Origin of the sequence: Tepidicella baoligensis, assembly GCF_013432195.1 — a bacterium.
GTDB classification, from domain to species: domain Bacteria; phylum Pseudomonadota; class Gammaproteobacteria; order Burkholderiales; family Burkholderiaceae_C; genus Tepidicella; species Tepidicella baoligensis.
Genome location: NZ_JACCDB010000008.1, coordinates 56909 through 76553, shown reverse-complemented (window position 1 = coordinate 76553; position 19645 = coordinate 56909). Strand labels below are relative to the sequence as shown.

Below are 19645 nucleotides of genomic sequence, written 5' to 3'. Positions count from 1 at the left end.
AGTGTGCAGAAGAAGCGCCAGCAATTAAACTTATTCAATAGTTTTTTTGAGTGGTCAAGATTTATTTAATATGCTGGATGCAAGGCAACTCGAGGCCCTCGCCGCCGTGGTGGAACAAGGCGGCTTCAGCGGCGCCGCCAAGGCTTTGTCGCTCACGGTGGCGGCGGTGTCGCTGCGCATCAAATCGCTGGAAGAAGCCCTGGGCCAGCGGCTGCTCGTGCGGGGCAAGCGGGTACGGGCCACCCCGGCCGGCCAGGCGCTGCTCACGCACGTGCGGCAGGTGCAGCTCATGGAGGCCGATCTGCTCGCCCAGCTGGCCGACCCCGGCAGCGCAGGCACGTCGCGCGTACGCTGGCAAAGTCTGTCGGTCGCCATCAACGCCGACTCGGTGGCGAGCTGGTTTTTGCCGGGCGTCGCGCCCGTTGTGCAGCGGCATCACTTGCTGATCGACATCCTCATCGATGACCAGGACCACACCCACGACGCCCTCAAGAGCGGTGAGGTCACGGGTTGCGTCAGCACGCTCGCCCAGCCCATGCGCGGCTGTGTGGCCGAGCCTTTGGGCATCATGCGTTACCGCTGCGTGGCCACGCCCGCCCTGGCCGAGCTGTGTCGCACGCCCGCAGGCCGGGTCACGCCACACCGGCTACTGAGCCGACCCGCCATCATTTTCAACCGCAAGGATGCCTTGCAAGACGTTTTTTTGCACCGGTATTTCCAGCTGCGCGAGGCCCGCTATCCACGCCACTTCACGCCGGCGATCGACGCGTTCGAGACCGCGATCGAACTGGGCATGGGCTGGGGCATGGTGCCGGAGCTGCATCTGCAGCAGCGCAAGGGGCGCCCACCGCTCGTGGAGGTGCTGCCGGACGCTCCCGTGGACGTGGCCTTGTACTGGCACCACTGGGAACGGGAACCGGCCACCGCCCAGCGGCTCACCCAGGCGGTGAAGGCCGCCGCGGCGGCGGCGCTGCTGCCCCCTGGCCCCAACGCCTGAAGCCCTGTGGGGGCATCGAAGCCCGCATACCATCGGGGCTGATCAAGCACAGAAGCACACACCATGGATTCGCTCACGCAAATCGCCCTGGGCGCCTCGGTCAGCATGGCCGTGATGGGGCGACGCACGGCCGTCTGGAAGGCCGCGCTGTGGGGCGGCATCGTGGGCACACTGCCCGACCTGGACGCGCTGCTGGACCACGGCGATGCCGTGCTCAACATGGTGCTGCACCGTGCCGAAACCCACGCGCTGTTCTATCACCTGCTCGCCGCCTTCCCGCTGGCGTGGCTGGTGGCGCGCCTGCACGGTGAAATGGCCCAGTGGCGCCGTTGGTGGCTCGCCATGTTCCTGGTCCTCACCACCCATGCGTTGCTGGATGCGTTCACCGTTTACGGCACGCAGTTGCTGCTGCCCTTCACCGATACGGCCTATGGCGTCGGCAGCGTGTTCATCATCGACCCGGCCTATACCCTGCCACTGCTGATCGGGGTGGTGCTGGCGCTCACCTGGCGAGCGGGGGGCCTGCGCGCAAACACACTGGCCCTGACCGTCAGCACCCTGTACCTGGGCTGGAGCGTGGCCGCTCAGGGGTGGGTCACCCAGCACGCACGGGCGTCGTTGGCCCAGCACGGCCTGCCGGCGGAGCAGGTACTGGTCACCCCCGCTCCGTTCACCACCCTGCTGTGGCGCGTGGTCGCGGTGGACGAGGAACGCTACCACGAAGGCTATTACGCCCTGCTCGACCGTGGCCGCCCGATCGCCTTCCACAGCCACCCCCGGGGAGCCGAAGCCTTGCGGGCCCATGCCGACCACCCCCATGTGCAACGCGTCGCGCGCTTCAGCGGCGGCTTTTACCGGCTGCGCGTGGTCGATGGCAACCTGTGGCTGGCGGACCTGCGCATGGGCCAGGAGCCGCATTACTACTTTGAGTTCAACCTCGGCCCCCCGCTCGCCGCTGGCGAACCCCCGGCACCGGCTGTGCGCATCGGGCACCGGACGGATCTGGACATCGGCTTGTCCTGGCTGTGGGCCCGGTTGCAAGGCCAGGACTTGCCCCCGCTCAGCGAGGCCCTGGCCCAACGGCCCACGCCCAGGCCAGCGCCCAGCGGAGGCGGCCATCCGATCGAGGCAACGCTGCCCCAGCCCTCGGTGCCCCGGCTGCCCTGATCAAGCCGTCGCCCGCTTTTGGGCGGCCAGCACGCACAGCAGATCGGCGGCCACGTGCGCCGCGGCCAGGGCGGTGATTTCGCTCTGATCGTAGGGCGGCGACACCTCCACCACGTCCATGCCCACGAGGTTCACCGGTGTGAGGCCGCGCACGATCTCCAGCGCCTGCGCGCTGGTCAACCCGCCGGGCACCGGCGTGCCGGTGCCCGGGGCATGCGCCGGGTCCAGGCAATCGATGTCGAAGGTGAGGTAGGCGGGGCGGTCGCCCACGATCTCGAGCACCCGTTGCAGCACGGCCGCGGCACCCAGCCGGTGCACGCTGGGCGCATCGATCACCTGCATGCCCATGAAATCGTCGTTCCAAGTGCGGATGCCGATCTGCACCGACCGCGCCGGGTCGATCAACCCCTCCTTGACGGCCTTGTAGAACATGGTGCCGTGGTTGAGGGAGTCGGGGCTGTCGTCGGGCCAGGTGTCGCAGTGCGCGTCGAAGTGGATGAGCGACAGGGGGCCCCCGTGCTTTTCCACGTGCGCCTGCAGCAGCGGATAGCTGATGTAGTGGTCGCCGCCCAGCGTGAGCATGCGCGCCCCCGAGGCGAGGATGTGCCGCGCGTGCTGGCGGATCGTTTCAGGAATGGTCAGCGGGTGATGGGCATCGAACCAGCAGTCGCCGGCGTCCACCACGGCCAGGGTGTCGAAGGGGTCGAACCCCCAGGGAAAGGGCTTGAGTTCCGCGAGCTGCACGCTGGCCGCGCGCACCGCCGCCGGGCCCAGCCGCGCACCGGGCCGGAAGGTGGTGGCCAGGTCGAGCGGGATGCCCGAGATCACCACGTCGGCACCGGCAAGTTCGCGCGTGTAGTTGCGCCGCATGAAGCTGAGCACGCCCGCATAGGTGTTTTCGGGCCAGCTGCCATAAGGAGTGCAACGGCGGATGGCGCTGTCGCCGGCCTGCGGCGCAGGAACGACGGAAGGGGGGGTGGTTGCGGTCATCGGTACGACGCGACTTGAGAGCAGTCCCATGATGATCTCATATCTTCAGGACCATCACGGCTTCATGACCATCTCGCGGATTGATCTCGCGGATTGACCGCACGACCCCCTAAAATCGTTGCCCATGCTCTCCGTCAAACACGAACTGCTCGCCGCCTTGTCTGCCGAGCTGGAACACCTGTCCCCCGGCGCAGGGGCGAAAGCCGCGTTCGAAACCCCCAAACAGGCCGCGCACGGCGACCTTGCCTGCACCGCCGCCATGCAACTGGCCAAGCCCCTGAAGGCCAACCCGCGGCAGCTGGCGCAACAGCTGATCGACGCCCTGCAGGCCCACGCGGCCTACCAGCGCTGGGTTCAAGCGCTGGAAATCGCCGGCCCCGGCTTCATCAACATCCGCCTCAAGCCCGCCGCCAAACAGGAAGTGGTGCGCGAGGTGTTGGCCGCCGGCCCTGCCTACGGGCAACAGCCCCCCAACGGGCAGCGCGTGCTGGTGGAATTCGTCTCCGCCAACCCGACCGGCCCGTTGCATGTGGGCCACGGCCGCCAGGCCGCACTGGGTGACGCCATCTGCAACCTGTTCGCCACCCAGGGCTGGGCCGTGCACCGAGAGTTCTATTACAACGACGCAGGCGTGCAGATCGACATCCTGGCCAGATCCACCCAGTTGCGTGCGCAGGGCTTCAAACCCGGTGATGCCGAATGGCCCGAGACCGCTTACAACGGCGACTACATCCAGGACATCGCCAACGATTTCCTTGCCCAAAAGACGGTCAAAGCCGATGACCGCGAGTTCACCGCCAGCGGGGACGTCAACGACCTCGATGGCATCCGACAATTCGCCGTGGCCTACCTGCGGCGCGAGCAGGATCTGGATCTGCAAGCCTTTCAGGTCAGATTCGACCAGTACTACCTGGAGTCCAGCCTGTACAGCAGCGGCCGCGTCGAGCAGACGGTGCAAAGGCTGATCGCCGCCGGCAAGACCTACGAGCGCGACGGCGCGCTGTGGCTGCGCACCACCGAATACGGTGACGACAAGGACCGCGTGATGCGCAAGTCCGACGGCACGTACACCTACTTCGTGCCCGACGTGGCCTACCACATCACCAAGTGGGAGCGCGGCTTCACCAAGGTCATCAACATCCAGGGCACCGACCACCACGGCACCATTGCCCGTGTGCGCGCCGGACTGCAGGCCGCCGGCGTCGGCATCCCGCCCGGCTATCCGGACTACGTGCTGCACACCATGGTGCGGGTGGTGCGCGGCGGACAAGAGGTCAAGATCAGCAAGCGCGCCGGCAGCTATGTGACGCTGCGCGACCTGATCGAGTGGACCAGCAAAGATGCGGTGCGCTTTTTCCTGCTCAGCCGCAAGCCCGACACCGAATACACCTTCGATGTGGACCTGGCGATCCAGCAAAACAACGACAACCCGGTGTACTACGTGCAGTACGCCCACGCACGCATCTGCTCGGTGTTGGCCGCCTGGGGAGGAGATCCGGCCAGCCTGAAAGACGCAGACCTGAGCGTCCTGCAAGGCCCCCAGGCCCAGGCTTTGATGTTGCAACTCGCCAAATACCCCGAGATGCTCACCGCCGCCGCGCAGGACTTTGCCCCGCACGATGTGACCTTCTACCTGCGCGAACTGGCCGCCGCTTACCACAGCTACTACGATGCGGAACGTATTTTGGTGGACGACGAGACGGTCAAGCGCGCCCGCCTGGCGCTGGTGGCCGCCACCGCGCAGGTGTTGCACAATGGCTTGGCCGTGCTCGGGGTGAGCGCGCCACAAAAAATGTAGGGAAGGCAGACCCGCCTCATGAAAACACGCAAAACCCCCCCTCAACGGGGCGGCACGATCCTCGGTTTCATCGCCGGTTTGCTGGTAGGCCTGGCGGTGGCCTTGGTCGTGGCCGTGTACGTGACCAAGGTTCCGGTCCCCTTGGTGGATCGCGGCGTACAGCGGCCACCCAGCGCCGACGCCGTCGAAGCCGAACGCAACCGGCAATGGAATCCCAACGCTGCACTCTCCAGCCGACCCTCGGCGCCTGCTGCCGCACCGGCGCCTGCCCCCACACCCACGCCGGCACTGCCCGGCACCCCCTTGCCCCCGGCCAGTGACCAAGACCCCATCGGCCAGTTGATCGAACAGCGGACGGCGGGCAGCCCCGGTGGGGTGGCCAGCGTGGAAGCGCCGCCGCTGGTGGACCCCTTCATCTATTACGTGCAGGTCGGAGCCTTCCGCAACGGCGACGAGGCCGAGGCCCAGCGCGCCCGGCTCGCCATGCTGGGCTTCGAAGCGGGCGTGAGCGAACGGGAGCAGGCCGGCAGGCCGGTATTCCGTGTACGGCTGGGGCCTTTCCAGCGCAAGATCGACGCCGAAGTGATGGAGCAGCGTGTGCAGGGCCAGGGCTTCGAAACCGCCTTGGTGCGGGTACAGCGCTGAGGCGGCTGCGATCGGCAGCGACGGTGAGGAACTTTTCCCGCTCCCGTGCCGCCCAACCACATCGATGACGCGCTGCCCAGTCAGACAGGAGAATCCGCTCATGCAAAGAAGACGTTTTTCCCAAGCCGCTCTCGGCCTCACCGCCCTGACCGCCGCGGGCTCGGTCGTGCCCATGTTCGCCCAGGCACAGGTCACCGGCTTTCGCGAGGGCAGCGATTACCGCCGCCTGAGTCGGCCCGCGCCGGTGGACGCCCCGCCCGGCAAGATCGAGGTGGTCGAGTTCTTTGCCTACAGCTGCGTCCATTGCTACAACTTCGTGCCCGTGTTCAAGGGGTGGCTCAAGACGCTGGGGCCAGACGTGGCCGTGCGGCGCAACCCGGTCGGTTTCAACGCCGCCTTCGAACCGCTGCAACGCCTCTACTACACGCTGGAGGCGATGGACAAACTCGACACCCACCATGAGCTCGTGTTCAAGGCCATCCACGAAGACCGCCAGCGCCTGAACAACGCCGACGCCATCGCCCAGTGGGCCCAGCGCAACGGTCTGGACAAGGCCCAGTTCACACAGGTCTACAGCTCATTTGCCGTCACCGGCAAGGTGCGGCGCGCCACCCAGATGCAGGACGCCTACGAGGTGGAGGGCACCCCCGCACTGGGTATCGCGGGACGCTACTACATCCCCGGCCAGGCCGCCCGGACGGTGCTGGTGGCCAATGCGCTGATCGCCGAAGCCCGCAAAGGCTGACGCCGTTGCCCCGTCGGCACGGGGGTTGGCTACAATGAAAGCCAATCAAATGCAATTTCCGTGCCGACCATGACCTCTGCCCTTCATCGTTCGTCGCGGCCCGCTCGCGCAGTGGCCCATGCCCTCTGGCTATCGCTGGCCCTGGTGGCTGCCCCGGTCTGGGCCGAGCGTGCCGATCGGCTGCAGCCCATGAACATCGAAGCCGACGCGCTGCGCTACGACGATGTCCAGCAGACCAGCGTGTTCACTGGCAACGTCGTGATCACCAAGGGAACCATCGTGATCCGGGGGCAGCGCGTGGACGTGCGGCAGGATCCTGAGGGCCATCAATTCGGCGTGGTCTTGGGCAGCGCCGACAACCGCGCTTTCTTCCGGCAAAAACGCGAAGGACTGGACGAGTACATCGAGGGCGAAGCGTTGCGCATCGAATACGACAGCCGTACCGAAACCGTGCGCTTGATCGGTCACGCGGTGTTGCGCCGCTATCGCGGCACGACGCTCAACGACCAGACGCTGGGCGCCACCATCGTCTACGACGGTGCTCGCGAGACGTTCTCCGTCGATGGCGCAGGCCCTCGCGGCGCCACGCCGGACAACCCCAGTGGTCGCGTGCGCGCCATGCTGACGCCACCGCCACCGGCCGACGCAGCCCCCCCCACCCCATCGCCCGCCGTGCCGCTGCAACCGAGCACCCGGGTGGAGCCGCGCCAGTGACGGCCTCCACCCGCTCCAGCCAGCTCGTGGCACGCGGCTTGCAAAAAGCCTACGGTCGGCGCCCGGTGGTCAAAGACGTGTCGCTGACCGTGCGCAGCGGCGAGGTGGTCGGCCTGCTGGGGCCCAACGGCGCGGGCAAGACCACCTCGTTCTACATGATCGTCGGGCTGATCCGTGCCGACGCCGGCGAGATCTGGCTCGACGACCACCCCATCCACCGCTTGCCCATCCACCGCCGCGCGCTGATGGGTCTGGGTTATCTGCCGCAGGAAGCCTCGATCTTTCGCAAGCTCACGGTGGAGGAAAACGTGCGTGCGGTGCTGGAGCTGCAGCTCGATGCGCAAGGCCACCCCCTCAGCCGTGCCGAGATCGAGAGGCGCCTGACCACGCTGCTGCAAGACCTGCATGTGGAACACCTGCGCCATTCGCCCGCCCCGGCGCTGTCGGGCGGCGAACGCCGGCGCGTCGAGATCGCACGCGCGCTGGCCACCTCACCCCGCTTCATTCTGCTCGACGAACCCTTCGCCGGCATCGACCCGATCGCGGTGATCGAGATCCAGCGCATCATCGGCTTTTTGAAAGATCGCGGCATCGGCGTGCTCATCACCGACCACAACGTGCGCGAAACGCTGGGCATCTGCGACCACGCCTGCATCATCAGCGACGGCCGGGTGCTGGCCCAAGGCACGCCCACCGAGATCGTCGAGAACCCGGACGTGCGCCGGGTCTATCTCGGCGAACACTTCCGCATGTGAGACCCGGCGCATGAAGCAAGGGCTGTCGCTGCGCGTCTCCCAGCACCTGGCGCTGACGCCCCAGTTGCAGCAGTCGATCCGCCTGCTGCAACTGAGCACGCTGGAAATGGCGCAGGAGGTCGAGCAAATGCTCGACGAAAACCCTTTCCTCGAACGCGCCCCAGAGGAGGCCGAACGCGAGGCTTTCGGGCTGGAGCAGGCCGATGCCCCGGTGAGTCTGGGCGATCGGCTGGTCGAATGGTCCGAAGCCGACAACACCGCCGCGGCGATGGAGCCGACCACCGACATCGAGACCGTCGGAGATTTCAGCGCCCTGGAGTCCGGCTGGGAAGGTGATGGCAGCGTCGAGATGCGCCCGGACGATGGCGAGTGGGGGGGCGAGGCCCCGCCCCGCAGCGGCGCGCGCGACGAGGACGACAGCGCCACGGCGGCCGATCTGGCCAGCGAGCCCTTGACCCTGCAAGCCCATCTGCACGAACAAGCCCTGGCGCTGCGCCTCAATGACGACGAGCGCAGTGCCCTGTTTTTCCTGATCGAATCCCTCGACGAGGACGGCTACCTGCCCGAACCCCTGGAAGCCATTGCCCAGGCCCTGCTGACGCAGGAGTTGCAGATCCGTCGCTTGCACCTCGACGCCGAGGCACAGGCCGCGCGCCAAGAGCACTGGCTACAGACCCTGCGCACCGCATTGCACTGGTTGCAGCACATGGAGCCGACGGGCGTGGGGGCGCGCCATCTCGCCGAATGCCTGAAGCTGCAAATCCTGGAATGGCGCAACAGCCCCGAAGCCCAGGCGGCACTGGCCATGTGCGACCAACCGCTGGAACTGCTGGCGCGTCGCGACGCCCGGCGTCTGGCGCAGCTGTGCCACTGCCCCGAAGACACCGCCCGCGCCGCCCTGGCACGGATCGCGCGCCTCGAACCCAAGCCTGGCCGCCGCTTCGCCGACGTGTCGCGGCAGGCCGTGGTGCCGGACGTGATCGTCACGCCCCAGGGCCGGGGCTTCAAGGTCCAGCTCAACCCCGACGTGATGCCCCGCCTGCGGGTGCAAGACATCTATGCCAACGCGCTGCGCGGCAGCCGCGGCGATGCATCCAGTGCCGGCTTGCAGCAACGCCTGCAGGAAGCGCGCTGGTTCATCAAGAACATCCAGCAACGCTTCGACACCATCCTGCGCGTGGCCAGCGCCATCGTCGAGCGGCAGCGCAGCTTTTTCCTGCATGGCGAGCTGGCCATGCGCCCGCTGGTGTTGCGTGAGATTGCCGACGAGCTCGGCCTGCACGAATCCACCATCAGCCGCGTGACCACCGCCAAATACATGGCCACGCCCTTCGGGACTTACGAACTCAAATACTTCTTCGGCTCCGCTCTCGGCACCGAAACCGGCGGCAACGCCTCCAGCACCGCCGTGCGCGCCCTCATCAAACAGCTCGTGGCCAGCGAAGACCCCAGGAAGCCGCTGAGCGACCATCAGATTTCCGACCTGCTCAAGGAGCAGGGCATCGAGTGTGCGCGCCGCACCGTCGCCAAATACCGCGAGGCGCTGAAGATCGCGCCCGCCAATCTGCGCAAGTCGCTCTGAACCCATGACGCCCCTCTCCCTGTTCCTGCCCTGCGCCGCCGGGGTCGAAAGCTATCTGGCCCAGGAGGTCGAACGCCTCACCGGCGTGCCCCAGGCCGCCATGCAGACCTCCCGCGGGGGCGTGGCCCTGGAGGCCAGCTGGCGTGACGCCCTGGCACTGAACCTGCACAGCCGCCTGGCGCAACGGGTGCTGGTGCGGCTGGCCCGCCAGCCCTATCGGGACGAGCACGACATCTACCGCGCCGCACACGAGATCGCCTGGGAAATCTGGTTCACGCCGCGTCAGACCATCAAGGTCGAAATCACGGCCCAGCACAGCCCGCTGAAAAGCCTCAACTTCGCCGCGCTGCGCGTCAAGGACGCCGTGTGCGACCGCCTGCGCGAACGCCGGGGGGAGCGCCCCAGCGTGGACACCGCGCGCCCCGATGTCCGGCTGTTCGCCCACCTCACCACCGACACCGTGCACCTGTACATCGACACCTCGGGCGAGCCCCTGTTCAAGCGGGGCTGGCGCGAGGACAAGGGCGATGCCCCCCTCAAGGAGACCCTGGCCGCCGCCATGATCGCCGCCACGGGCTGGACCGGCTGGGCAGACGACGGCCGCCCGGTCCCCCTGTACGACCCGTGTTGTGGCAGCGGCACGATCCCCATCGAAGCGGCCCAGATGGCGCTGAACATCGCGCCCGGCCTGCAACGCCGCTTCGCCTTCGACAAGCTGCTGCCCTACCAGGCCCATGTCTGGCAGGCCCTGCGCGAGCAGGCGGTGCAGGCACAACGCCCGTGGCCCGCGGGCCAGCCTTTCGTCTTCGGCAGTGACGTGGCGTTCCGCATGGTCGATTTCGCGCGCCGCAACGCCGAGCGGGCCGGCGTGGCCCACGCCATCGAGTTTCGGGGCGGTGACGCCTTGCAGCGCCTGCCGCCCAGCCCGACACCCGGCGTGCTGCTGCTCAACCCGCCCTACGGCGAGCGCATCGCCGCGGCGGGCGTGGCGGGCCAGTCGGCGCACCAGCGCCGCGCCTCGGGCTCGTCCACGTCGGCCGGCGGGCGCGAGGCGGCCCGGCACGCCGACGGCAGCGAAAACAACGCCTTCTTCGACCAGTTGGCCAGCCACTGGAAAAAGCACTACAGCGGCTGGACCGGCTGGCTGCTCACCCCCGATCTGCAACTCCCGAGCAAGATGCGGTTCAAGGCCTCGCGCCGGGTCCCGCTGTGGAACGGCCCGATCGAATGCCGGCTGTTCCGGTTCGACATCATCGCCGGGCGCGCCTCTGGCCCCCACACACCTGCCGATGCCGCATGATCCCGCATCCAGAACGCGAGCACATTTATCACAAAAATATTTTCGACCATCTTGTTGCCATCGGCGCCTGGCTTGTCATATACTTCAGGCGGGCCGTTTAGCGACGGCCCCCCGCTTTTCCTCCCTGAGCGGGTGCCTTTGTGTGTGACAGCAAAAAGGCTTACAACCCGGCTCCTCTAGAGCCGGGTTTTTTTTGTCCGCTGTGCTGCAGATAGTGGTAGTCGGCGAGCAGGGGCCTTTGCTGGTCATGGCGAATCGGTTCGGTGAAACACGCCTCGCCGCGGAACCCATGACGCTGCGCCAGGGCGGCGATGTAATCGGGGGCATGGGTGTAGCGCAGGCTGGGCTGGAGTTCGGCGCCGCTGCCCGGTGTGCCACGCTCGACGGTGAATGCCAGCCACCCCCCGGGCGTCATGCACGCGGCCAACCGCTCGAACACCGATTCGAGCTCCCCCACATAAATGAAGACGTCGGCCGCCAGCACCAGGTCGAAGCGTTGCGGGGTGTCGGCCAGCACCTCGTGCAAGTCGCCTACGATCAACTCGTCGTAGAGGCCACGCTGCCGTGCCTTGGCCACCATCTCGGCAGAGAGGTCCACGCCGGTGAGGTGCGCCGCGCGCTGCCGCACCAGCGGAGCACACAGGCCGGTGCCGCAACCCACATCCAGCACACGCAGCAGCCGGGACGGCACCGCTTCCGGCAGTCTTTGCACCAGCACCCGGTGACCCTGATAGCCGAGGGTGCCCACCAGATGGGCGTCGAAATCGTCGGCGTACTGGTCGAACAGGGTCTGCACATAAGCCCGCGGCGGCCGGGGAACCTGGCCCTCGCGCGTAACGGCGGCGAGCAAATAGCCCGTGAGCGTGGGGTCGGCCCCATGCGTCAGCCCTTGCCGGTAGCAGTCGGCTGCCAGCGCATGCGCCCCCGATTCGCGGTGCAGCTCGCCCAGCTCGACCCAGGCATCGGCCAAAACAGGGGTGATTGCCAGCAGTTCCCGATAGGCTGCGACGGCCTCGGCCACCCGGCCCAGGCGGGCCAGGGCACGGGCACGGCGCAGGCGCAAGTCGTCGTGGGCCAGCCCCAAGGACAGGGCACGCTCCAGCGCCGCAAGGGCTTCGGCCCAGTGCCCGAGCGCGCTGCAGGCCACGCCCAGAGCGGCCCAGCCATCGGCGGCCTGCGGGTTCGCGGCGAGCGCCTCGCGCAAGGGGGCCAGCGCCTCGGTGTAGCGTTGCAGATGGACCCGGGTGAGCCCCAGGTTCAGCAACACCGAAGGGCGGCCGGGGGCAAGCCGCAGGGCCTGGGCAAAAGCCGCCTCGGCACCCGGCGCATCGCCTTGTTCGAAGCGGGCCACCCCGGCCAGAAAAGCCTGCCGGGCTTGCTCGATGGTGTCGGGTTGCATAACTTCCGAGTGTAGCGGGCACCGCCCCCCACCCCGGCCCTACCCGAAATCGCTCAGCGCTCGTCGAAACTCACCACCAGCCGGTCGGTCAGCGCCTTGGCCTGGCAGGTGAGCACGAAGCCCTGCGCCATCTCGTCGGCTTCGAGGGTGAAGTTCTTGTCCATGGCCACCTTGCCCTCCAGCACTTTGCCGCGACAGGTGCAGCACACGCCGGCCTTGCAGGAATAGGGCAGGTCCAGCCCGGCGTCGAGCGCCGCGTCGAGCACGTGTTCGTCGCGGCCCAGCCCCATCTCGTGCTGCTTGCCGTCCAGCACCACGGTCAACTTGATGCCTTTGGCCGCATCCACCTTGTGGGGCTTGGCATCGATGTCGGCCTGCACCTTGGCGGCCATGGCGGCGCCGGTGGTGAAACGCTCGGTATAGATGCGGTTGGCCGGCACGCCTGCCTCGAGAAGGCCCTGCTCGGTGGCTTCGATCATGGCCTCGGGACCACAGATGAAGACCTCGTCCATGCTCTTGGCCGGCAGCAGCGCGGCCACGATATCGAGCACTTTCTGCTTGTCGATACGGCCCTGCAGCAGGTCCACTTCCTGCGCCTGGCGCGAGAGGATGTGGATCATGGTGAAGCGGTCCGGGTAGCGGTCCTTGAGGTCCTGCAACGCCTCGTTGAACATCACGCTGCTCATGCGGCGGTTGCCATAGACCAGGGTGAACTTGGATTCGGGCTGTTCCTCCAGCGTGCTGGCCGCGATCGACAGGATGGGCGTGATGCCCGAGCCGGCGGCAAAGCCCACGCGGTGAATGGCGCGTGCCTTCTTGACGGTGAAACGGCCATCTGGTGGCAGAACGCTGAGGGTGTCACCGACCCGGATGGCCGTGACCGCCCAGTTGGAGAATACCCCCCCTTCGACGGGGCGGATGCCGATCTCCAGCTCGCCGCTGCACAGGTAGCGGCTGCGCGGGCTGCTGATCGAATAATTGCGGCGCAGCTCCTGGCCGTTGACCTGGGCGCGCAGCGTCAGGAATTGGCCGGGCTCGAAGGCAAAGGCGTCACGGTGGGCGGGGGGGACCTCGAAGGTGATGGCCACCGCGCCCGCGGCTTCGGGGTTGACCCGCTTGACGGTGAGTTCGTGGAAACGGGGAGCGGTCATGTCAGTACGGTTTGAAGTAGTCGAAGGGTTCCTGGCAGTCCAGGCATTTGTAGAGCGCCTTGCAGGCGGTGGAGCCGAAATGCGAGGTTTCGACCGTGTGCCGGGAACCGCAATGGGGGCATGGCACCTCTGGCGCGGGCTGGGCCGCAGGGCGCACGAAGCGCAGCACGTGGGCGGATGCCTGGTGGCTCGCGGCGTCGCTGGCACAGCGGCCCTGTGGGGGCGCGATACCGTAGGCTCGCAGCTTCTCCCGGGCGGCGTCGGACATCCAGTCGGTGGTCCAGGCAGGAGAGAGCTGGGTCACCACGCGCGCGCCCACACCCAGGCGCTGCAACGTGGCCCGCACGTCGTCCTCGATCTGCCCCATGGCCGGACACCCGCTGTAGGTGGGCGTGATCACCACCTCGACACCCTCGGGGGTTTCACGCACGTCTCGCAGGATGCCCATCTCCCGCAGGGTGATGACGGGGATTTCTGGATCGCTGAGGCGGTCCAGCTCGGCCCACACGCGCTCGACGATCTGGCTCATGGCTCAGGTGCTCACCACTGGGCGCCCGGGTGGGCACGGGCCAGGCACTGCATCTCGGCCAACAGATAGCTGAGGTGTTCGGAATGCAGGCCGTTCTTGCCCTGGGGCACATAGCCGGTGGCCGGGGAGCGCTTGAGCGTGGCTTCGGCCAGGGCGTCGTCCACGATCGCGTCCCACTGTGGACGCAGGCCCTTCACATCCACCCCCAGGCCGGCTTCGGCAGCGGCGGCCTCCACCGGGCTGTCGGCCCAGAACTCCTGGGTATAGGGCATGAGGTGGTCGAGCGCGGCCTGAGCCCGGGCATGCGATTCGTCGGTGCCGTCGCCCATGCGCACCAGCCAGTCGCGCGAATGGCGCAGGTGGTAGCGCGTTTCCTTGAGCGACTTGGCGGCGATGGCGGCCAGGTCGGCGTCGCTGGAACGCTGCAGCGCCTCCCACACCAGCACCATCAGCGCGCTGTAGAGGAAGTTGCGCACGATGGTGGTGGCGTAGTCCAGATCGGTCTTGGCGTAACCCACGAGGGGGCCGTGGTGGGGTAGCTCCAACAAGGTGTAGTTGCGGAAAGCCGTGTCGTCGCGGAAATAGGCCAGGGTGTCCTCGGTCACGTCACCGCCCAGACGGCTGGCCACCTGTTGGTAGAGCAGGCGGGCCTGTCCGATCAGGTCCAGGCTGATGTTGGCCATGGCCAGGTCTTCCTCGATCACGGGGCCGTGACCGCACCATTCGGCGTTGCGCTGGCCGAGCACCACGGCGTTGTCGGCCAGGTGCAGCAGGTAGGAAATGGCCCCCACGCTTGCGCTCGTTGGCGCTGCGCTGTCCCCCGAGGGGGCGCTCGCCTGCTTGGGGCGGCCCGGCGCTGGCTCGGTCTCGGTCATCTGTACAGTGGTGGTCGCGTTCATCACATGTGCCCCACTTCTTCAGGGATGTCGTAGAAGGTCGGGTGGCGGTAGATCTTGTCGGCCGCCGGCTCGAAGAACTCGCCCTTGTCGTCCGGTGCGCTGGCGGTGATGGCCTTGGACGGCACCACCCAGATGCTCACGCCTTCCTGGCGCCGGGTGTAGACGTCGCGCGCCATCTGCAGGGCGTGCTGGGCGTCGCTGGCGTGCAGGCTGCCGCAGTGCTTGTGCTCCAGGCCTTGCTTGCTGCGAACAAACACTTCCCACAGGGGCCAGTCTTTCAGGGCGGGTGTGGTGGCGGGGGTGGCGGTGTTCATGCGGCCTCCTTCAGGGCACGTTGTTGCTGTTTGCGGGCATGGGCCAGGGCGGCGTCACGCACCCACTGGCCGTCGTTGTGGGCTTTCACCCGGGTGGCCAGGCGCTGCTTGTTCATCGGGCCGTGGCCGTTGACGGTGGCCCAGAACTCGTCCCAGTCGATCTGGCCGTAGTCGTAATGGCCGCGCTCTGCGTTCCACTTCAGCTCCGGGTCGGGCAGGGTCACGCCCAGCACCTCGGCCTGCGGCACGGTGGCGTCGATGAACTTCTGGCGCAGCTCGTCGTTGCTGATGCGCTTGATGCCCCAGCGCATGCCCTGGGCGGTGTGCGGGCTGTCGCTGTCGGGCGGGCCGAACATGGCCAGGCACTTCCACCACCAGCGGTTGACGGCATCCTGCACCATGTCGCGCTGGGCCTGGGTGCCCTTCATCATGACCAACAGGGCTTCGTAACCCTGGCGCTGGTGAAAGCTCTCTTCCTTGCAGATGCGGATCATGGCACGGGCGTAGGGGCCATAGCTGCAGCGGCACAGCGGGATCTGGTTCATGATGGCGGCGCCATCGACCAGCCAGCCGATCACGCCCACGTCGGCCCAGTTGAGCGTGGGGTAGTTGAAGATGGAGCTGTACTTGGCCCTGCCGCTGTGCAGGGCGTCGAGCATCTCGGCGCGGCTGATGCCCAAGGTCTCTGCCGCGCTGTAGAGGTATTGGCCGTGGCCGCCCTCGTCTTGTACCTTGGCGATCAGGATGGCCTTGCGCTTGAGGCTGGGGGCGCGGGAAATCCAGTTGCCTTCGGGCAACATGCCCACGATCTCGCTGTGCGCGTGCTGGCTGATCTGGCGGATCAAGGTCTTGCGGTAGGCCTCGGGCATCCAGTCCTGCGGCTCGATGCGGCCGTCGGCGTCGATGCGCGCCTCGAACCGGGCCAGCATCTCCGGTGGTTCGCTGGCCACCATCGGCTGGACCTGCTTGCCGCTGTCATCCGGCACGCTGAAGGATTGCGTATACATGGCGACTCTCCTGGGGGTTGAACTCAGACTTGCTTGGGGCGGTTGTCCACCACGCGCCGGGCCTTGCCGGTCTGGGTGCGCGGAATGCTGTCGGCGTCCATCACCGTGACGCGGGTGGAGATGCCGATGATGGTCTTGATGCGGTGCTGCAGCTCCTGGGCGATCTGCTGGCGTTCGGCCGCGTCGATGCGGCCCATGAGGTCGCGCCGCAGTTCGCACTGCACCGCCACGTTGTCGAGGTGGCCGTCGCGGCTCAGGTGGATCTGGTAGATGCCGGCCAGCCGCTGGTCACGCAGGATTTGTTCCTCGATCTGCGTCGGGAACACGTTGACGCCGCGGATGATAAGCATGTCGTCGCTGCGGCCGGTGATCTTGCCGAAACGGCGGAACGAGCGCGAGGTGGGGGGCAGCAGACGCGTGAGGTCGCGCGTGCGGTAGCGGATGACGGGCATCGCCTCCTTGGTGAGCGAGGTGAACACCAGTTCGCCATCGGCGCCGTCGGGCAGCACCTCGCCGGTTTCGGGGTCGATGATCTCGGGGTAGAAATGGTCTTCCCAGATCACCGGGCCGTCTTTGGATTCGATGCATTCGTTGGCCACGCCCGGGCCCATGACTTCGGACAGGCCGTAGATGTCCACCGCGTCGAGGCCGAGCTTGCGCTCGATCTCGGCGCGCATGCCCTCACCCCAGGGCTCGGCCCCGAAAATGCCGACCTTCAGCGAGATCTGCTCAGGGGGGATGCCCTGACGCTCGAACTCCTCGGCAATCACCAGCGCGTACGACGGCGTGACCATGATGATGTCGGGCTTGAAGTCCATGATGAGCTGGACCTGCTTTTCGGTCTGGCCGCCCGACATGGGAACAACGGTGCAACCGGCCCGTTCGGCGCCGTAGTGGGCCCCGAGGCCGCCGGTGAACAGGCCATAGCCGTAGGCCACATGCACGATGTCACCCGGACGGCCGCCAGAGGCGCGGATGGAGCGCGCCACCAAATCGGCCCAGCGGTCGATGTCGCCCTGGGTGTAGCCCACCACGGTCGGCTTGCCGGTGGTTCCGGACGAGGCGTGGATGCGCACCACCTGCTCGCGCGGCACGGCGAACATCCCGAAGGGGTAGTTGTCGCGCAGGTCGGCCTTGGTGGTGAAGGGGAATTTGGCCAGATCGGCCAGCGTTTTCAGGTCATCCGGGTGGACGCCGGCCGCATCGAACTTCTGCTTGTAGAGCGGCACGTGGTCGTAGGCGTGCTTCAGCGTCCACTTCAGGCGCTGCAGCTGCAGCGCCGAGATTTCGTCGCGGCTGGCGGTTTCGATGGGCTCCAGGTCACCGGGGCCGGGGCGTTTGACGGGCATGCGTATCTCCTTGCGGGGAATGGTTGAATGCGGTGTTGCGGCTCAGGCGGGGCGTTCGGATGCGGCGGCCAGTCCCGCGATCACCTCGCCCTGGATACGGTAGCTCTTGCCACGGAACAGCGCAACGGTCTTGCCGCCGCGCACCCGCACGGTGATGTCGTACACGCCGGTGCGCCCGCTGGCCGAGCGCTCCACGGCTTCGGCCTCCAGCACGTCGCCCTCGCGGGCGGGGGCCAGGAAGTCGATGTGACAGGCCGACGCCACGGTGTTCTGGTTGGTGCTGTTGCAGGCGTAGGCGAAGGCGCTGTCGGCCAGGGTGAACATGAAGCCGCCGTGGCAGATGGCGTGGCCGTTGACCATGTCGGCACGCACCGGCATGCTCAGGGTGGCGGTGCCGGGGCCGATGGCCTCGATGCGCATGCCCAGGGCTTGAGAGGCGTGGTCACGCGACCACATGGCCTGCGCCACGGCTTCGGCCAGGGCCTGCGGATCGGTGGGAACGGGGATGCTCATCGGGCCACCTTCAGACGTGGTAGCGCCGCTGCACGACGCGGAAACGGTTGGCCACGAAGGCCGAATCGCAGTACGAGGCATTGGCCGCCGGGTTGCCACCGGTGCCGTGGTAGTCGGAGAACGCGGCCGACTGGTTCACGAATACGCCGCCGGTCAGGTTGATGGACAGCGCCACCTGGCCGCGCCAGCTGGCTTCGGTCATGGCGTCGATCACGTCGGACTTCGTGGAGTAGAGGCCGACGGTGAGCGCGCCGTGCGTGCGCACGATGCGCTCCGACAGGGCAATGGCCGCCTGCGCATCCGCCGCCCTGACGAGGAAGCTGATGGGACCGAAACGTTCTTCCATATAGGCCGCTTCGTCGGCGGCGTCCACCGCCAGCAGCACCGGGGTGCGCACGTCGGCGCCCGGGAATTCAGGGTTGGCCAGCTTCTGCGAGGCCAACACCACGCGCCCCAGGGCACCGCTGTTGGCCAGGTCCACACGCTCGGCGGTGGCGCTGCTCTGGATGGCACCCAGCACGGCGCACGCCACTTCCGGCTTGCTCAGGAACTTTTGCACGGCGGCGGCCAGATCGGCACACACCTCGTCGAACGACTTGTGGCCTTCGTCGGTGTCGATGCCGCCGGCCGGCACGATGAGGGCTTGGGTGGTGGTGCACATCTGCCCCGAGTACAGCGACAACGTGAACGCCAGGTTGCCCAGCATGGCCTTGTAGGCGTTCGTGGATTCGACGACGATGTTGTTCACACCCGCCAGCTCGGCGTACACCTGCGCCTGCTTGCAGTGCTCGAGCAGCCACTGGCCGAACGCGTTGCTGCCGGTGAAGTCCACCGATTTGACACCCGGGTGCGTGGCCAGCGCCTGGGTGACGCTGCGCTGTTCGGCCACGCACAGCGTGACCAGGTCGGGGTCGATGCCGTTTTCGGCCAGCACCGCGCGGATGGTGCGCACCGTGATGGCCGCCGGCAAGATGGCGTTGCTGTGCGGCTTGACGATGACCGCGTTGCCCGTGGCCAGCGCCGCGAACAGGCCGGGGTAGGTGTTCCAGGTCGGGAAGGTGCCGCAGCCGATCACCAGACCGACGCCACGGCCCACGATCTCGTAGTGCTTCTTCATGACCAGCGCGGGGTTCTTGCCCTGGGGCTTCTCCCACGTGGAGTGGGCCGGCACGAAGCTCTGTTCGCGCCAGGCGTAGGCCACGGCTTCCAAGCCCCGGTCGAGCGCGTGGGCGGCGCCGGCCTGGAAGGCCATCATCCAGCCCTGACCGGTGGTCATCATGACCGCATGCCCCATCTCGAAGCTCTGGCAGTACAGCCGGTCCAGGATGTCCAGGCAGATGCCGGTGCGGCCGGCGGCGCCCACGGCCTGCCAGCCCTTCATCGCGGCCTGCCCGGCGGCGACCAGTGCATCGGGGTCGCAGACGGGGTAGCGCACGTCCAGCGCCACGCCATAGGGTGACGCCTCGCGCCCGCCCCAACCGCTCTGGCCCGGCTGGTTCAGTTCAAAGTTTTTGCCGAGGTGGGCCTCGAACGCCGCCTTGCCGTCGGCTGCGGCGGTTTCGCCATAGACCTTGGGGCTGGGCATTTCGCTGTAGGGCGACCAGTAGCCGCGGGTGGCAATGGCCTGGAGGGCGCCTTCGAGCGTGGCGCGATGCTTCTCAAACAGTGGATGGGTCATGGTGCGCAAACAAATGCATCGCGGAGGGAAGCGGCTGGAGGACACCAAACCGACCGCCCAATGCGATACAAATTATTGGATTTTTCAAGTCCAATAGTATCAAACGAAAGCGC

At 67.3% G+C, this 19645-nt stretch carries 19 protein-coding genes; 9 read left to right on the top strand and 10 right to left on the bottom strand.

The genetic code is table 11. The features are described 5' to 3' along the window. The first annotated feature begins 70 nt into the window (after positions 1 to 70). Both HZS63_RS09650 and HZS63_RS09645 read left to right on the top strand, forming a co-directional pair. The gene (locus HZS63_RS09650) at positions 71 to 997 is read left to right on the top strand and encodes an HTH-type transcriptional regulator ArgP (RefSeq protein WP_180683830.1); all 927 of its coding nucleotides are present in this window, start codon (positions 71 to 73) and stop codon (positions 995 to 997) included. Positions 998 to 1060: 63 nt separating this feature from the next. Next, complete coding sequence (locus HZS63_RS09645) at positions 1061 to 2164, top strand: metal-dependent hydrolase (RefSeq protein WP_180683829.1); 1104 nt, start codon at positions 1061 to 1063, stop codon at positions 2162 to 2164. Here HZS63_RS09645 and speB read toward each other — a convergent pair whose 3' ends face one another. Continuing rightward, on the bottom strand, positions 2165 to 3154 hold the full coding sequence (gene speB, locus HZS63_RS09640; RefSeq protein WP_180683881.1) for an agmatinase: 990 nt from the start codon (positions 3152 to 3154) through the stop codon (positions 2165 to 2167). Positions 3155 to 3278: 124 nt separating this feature from the next. Here speB and argS point away from each other — a divergent pair, with 124 nt between their 5' ends. The 7 genes from argS to HZS63_RS09605 all read left to right on the top strand — a co-directional run bounded on the left by argS (position 3279) and on the right by HZS63_RS09605 (position 10693). Then, positions 3279 to 4952, top strand: coding sequence for an arginine--tRNA ligase (argS, locus tag HZS63_RS09635; RefSeq protein WP_180683828.1), 1674 nt, complete (start codon positions 3279 to 3281; stop codon positions 4950 to 4952). Between the two features lie 18 nt (positions 4953 to 4970). Continuing rightward, positions 4971 to 5597: an SPOR domain-containing protein gene (locus tag HZS63_RS09630; protein WP_180683827.1), complete on the top strand. Its 627-nt coding sequence runs from the start codon at positions 4971 to 4973 to the stop codon at positions 5595 to 5597. A gap of 100 nt (positions 5598 to 5697) precedes the next feature. Next, on the top strand, positions 5698 to 6342 hold the full coding sequence (locus HZS63_RS09625; protein WP_180683826.1) for a thiol:disulfide interchange protein DsbA/DsbL: 645 nt from the start codon (positions 5698 to 5700) through the stop codon (positions 6340 to 6342). 69 nt (positions 6343 to 6411) lie between these two features. Continuing rightward, positions 6412 to 7056: a lipopolysaccharide transport periplasmic protein LptA gene (lptA, locus tag HZS63_RS09620; RefSeq protein ID WP_180683825.1), complete on the top strand. Its 645-nt coding sequence runs from the start codon at positions 6412 to 6414 to the stop codon at positions 7054 to 7056. Continuing rightward, positions 7053 to 7811: an LPS export ABC transporter ATP-binding protein gene (gene lptB, locus HZS63_RS09615; RefSeq protein ID WP_180683824.1), complete on the top strand. Its 759-nt coding sequence runs from the start codon at positions 7053 to 7055 to the stop codon at positions 7809 to 7811. The genes lptA and lptB overlap by 4 nt, the downstream gene beginning before the upstream one ends. 10 nt (positions 7812 to 7821) lie before the next feature. Beyond that, positions 7822 to 9393, top strand: a complete 1572-nt coding sequence (rpoN, locus tag HZS63_RS09610; protein ID WP_180683823.1) for an RNA polymerase factor sigma-54 — start codon at positions 7822 to 7824, stop codon at positions 9391 to 9393. 4 nt (positions 9394 to 9397) lie between these two features. Then, positions 9398 to 10693 (top strand): THUMP domain-containing class I SAM-dependent RNA methyltransferase, encoded by a 1296-nt coding sequence (locus tag HZS63_RS09605; RefSeq protein WP_180683822.1) that lies wholly within the window; start codon positions 9398 to 9400, stop codon positions 10691 to 10693. A 160-nt stretch (positions 10694 to 10853) separates the two neighbouring features. Here HZS63_RS09605 and HZS63_RS09600 read toward each other — a convergent pair whose 3' ends face one another. The 9 genes from HZS63_RS09600 to paaN are packed head-to-tail and all read right to left on the bottom strand — an operon-like array spanning position 10854 to position 19532. Then, on the bottom strand, positions 10854 to 12092 hold the full coding sequence (locus HZS63_RS09600; RefSeq protein ID WP_180683821.1) for a tetratricopeptide repeat protein: 1239 nt from the start codon (positions 12090 to 12092) through the stop codon (positions 10854 to 10856). 53 nt (positions 12093 to 12145) lie between these two features. Continuing rightward, a complete protein-coding gene (gene paaE, locus HZS63_RS09595; RefSeq protein WP_180683820.1) occupies positions 12146 to 13243 on the bottom strand; it encodes a 1,2-phenylacetyl-CoA epoxidase subunit PaaE in 1098 nt (365 codons plus the stop codon). A 1-nt stretch (position 13244) separates the two neighbouring features. Then, on the bottom strand, positions 13245 to 13772 hold the full coding sequence (gene paaD, locus HZS63_RS09590; RefSeq protein WP_180683819.1) for a 1,2-phenylacetyl-CoA epoxidase subunit PaaD: 528 nt from the start codon (positions 13770 to 13772) through the stop codon (positions 13245 to 13247). Positions 13773 to 13783: 11 nt separating this feature from the next. Beyond that, a complete protein-coding gene (gene paaC, locus HZS63_RS09585) occupies positions 13784 to 14671 on the bottom strand; it encodes a 1,2-phenylacetyl-CoA epoxidase subunit PaaC (RefSeq protein ID WP_246316273.1) in 888 nt (295 codons plus the stop codon). Further along, on the bottom strand, positions 14671 to 14985 hold the full coding sequence (gene paaB, locus HZS63_RS09580) for a 1,2-phenylacetyl-CoA epoxidase subunit PaaB (protein WP_180683818.1): 315 nt from the start codon (positions 14983 to 14985) through the stop codon (positions 14671 to 14673). The genes paaC and paaB overlap by 1 nt, the downstream gene beginning before the upstream one ends. Continuing rightward, positions 14982 to 15992: a 1,2-phenylacetyl-CoA epoxidase subunit PaaA gene (paaA, locus tag HZS63_RS09575; protein WP_180683817.1), complete on the bottom strand. Its 1011-nt coding sequence runs from the start codon at positions 15990 to 15992 to the stop codon at positions 14982 to 14984. Before paaA ends, paaB begins: the two co-directional genes overlap by 4 nt. Positions 15993 to 16015: 23 nt before the next feature. Further along, entirely contained in the window at positions 16016 to 17341 is a 1326-nt protein-coding gene (gene paaK / locus HZS63_RS09570) for a phenylacetate--CoA ligase PaaK (protein ID WP_180683816.1), read from the bottom strand. Positions 17342 to 17383: 42 nt separating this feature from the next. Further along, on the bottom strand, positions 17384 to 17854 hold the full coding sequence (gene paaI / locus HZS63_RS09565; RefSeq protein WP_180683815.1) for a hydroxyphenylacetyl-CoA thioesterase PaaI: 471 nt from the start codon (positions 17852 to 17854) through the stop codon (positions 17384 to 17386). A gap of 10 nt (positions 17855 to 17864) precedes the next feature. Then, a complete protein-coding gene (paaN, locus tag HZS63_RS09560; RefSeq protein WP_180683814.1) occupies positions 17865 to 19532 on the bottom strand; it encodes a phenylacetic acid degradation protein PaaN in 1668 nt (555 codons plus the stop codon). Positions 19533 to 19645 lie beyond the last annotated feature (113 nt).

Coding starts and splice junctions, on each gene's coding strand:
- HZS63_RS09650 (WP_180683830.1), top strand. CDS start 71: ATGCTGGATGCAAGGCAACTCGAGGCCCTCGCCGCCGTGGTGGAACAA.
- HZS63_RS09645 (WP_180683829.1), top strand. CDS start 1,061: ATGGATTCGCTCACGCAAATCGCCCTGGGCGCCTCGGTCAGCATGGCC.
- speB (WP_180683881.1), bottom strand. CDS start 3,154: ATGACCGCAACCACCCCCCCTTCCGTCGTTCCTGCGCCGCAGGCCGGC.
- argS (WP_180683828.1), top strand. CDS start 3,279: ATGCTCTCCGTCAAACACGAACTGCTCGCCGCCTTGTCTGCCGAGCTG.
- HZS63_RS09630 (WP_180683827.1), top strand. CDS start 4,971: ATGAAAACACGCAAAACCCCCCCTCAACGGGGCGGCACGATCCTCGGT.
- HZS63_RS09625 (WP_180683826.1), top strand. CDS start 5,698: ATGCAAAGAAGACGTTTTTCCCAAGCCGCTCTCGGCCTCACCGCCCTG.
- lptA (WP_180683825.1), top strand. CDS start 6,412: ATGACCTCTGCCCTTCATCGTTCGTCGCGGCCCGCTCGCGCAGTGGCC.
- rpoN (WP_180683823.1), top strand. CDS start 7,822: ATGAAGCAAGGGCTGTCGCTGCGCGTCTCCCAGCACCTGGCGCTGACG.
- HZS63_RS09605 (WP_180683822.1), top strand. CDS start 9,398: ATGACGCCCCTCTCCCTGTTCCTGCCCTGCGCCGCCGGGGTCGAAAGC.
- HZS63_RS09600 (WP_180683821.1), bottom strand. CDS start 12,092: ATGCAACCCGACACCATCGAGCAAGCCCGGCAGGCTTTTCTGGCCGGG.
- paaE (WP_180683820.1), bottom strand. CDS start 13,243: ATGACCGCTCCCCGTTTCCACGAACTCACCGTCAAGCGGGTCAACCCC.
- paaD (WP_180683819.1), bottom strand. CDS start 13,772: ATGAGCCAGATCGTCGAGCGCGTGTGGGCCGAGCTGGACCGCCTCAGC.
- paaC (WP_246316273.1), bottom strand. CDS start 14,671: ATGAACGCGACCACCACTGTACAGATGACCGAGACCGAGCCAGCGCCG.
- paaB (WP_180683818.1), bottom strand. CDS start 14,985: ATGAACACCGCCACCCCCGCCACCACACCCGCCCTGAAAGACTGGCCC.
- paaA (WP_180683817.1), bottom strand. CDS start 15,992: ATGTATACGCAATCCTTCAGCGTGCCGGATGACAGCGGCAAGCAGGTC.
- paaK (WP_180683816.1), bottom strand. CDS start 17,341: ATGCCCGTCAAACGCCCCGGCCCCGGTGACCTGGAGCCCATCGAAACC.
- paaI (WP_180683815.1), bottom strand. CDS start 17,854: ATGAGCATCCCCGTTCCCACCGATCCGCAGGCCCTGGCCGAAGCCGTG.
- paaN (WP_180683814.1), bottom strand. CDS start 19,532: ATGACCCATCCACTGTTTGAGAAGCATCGCGCCACGCTCGAAGGCGCC.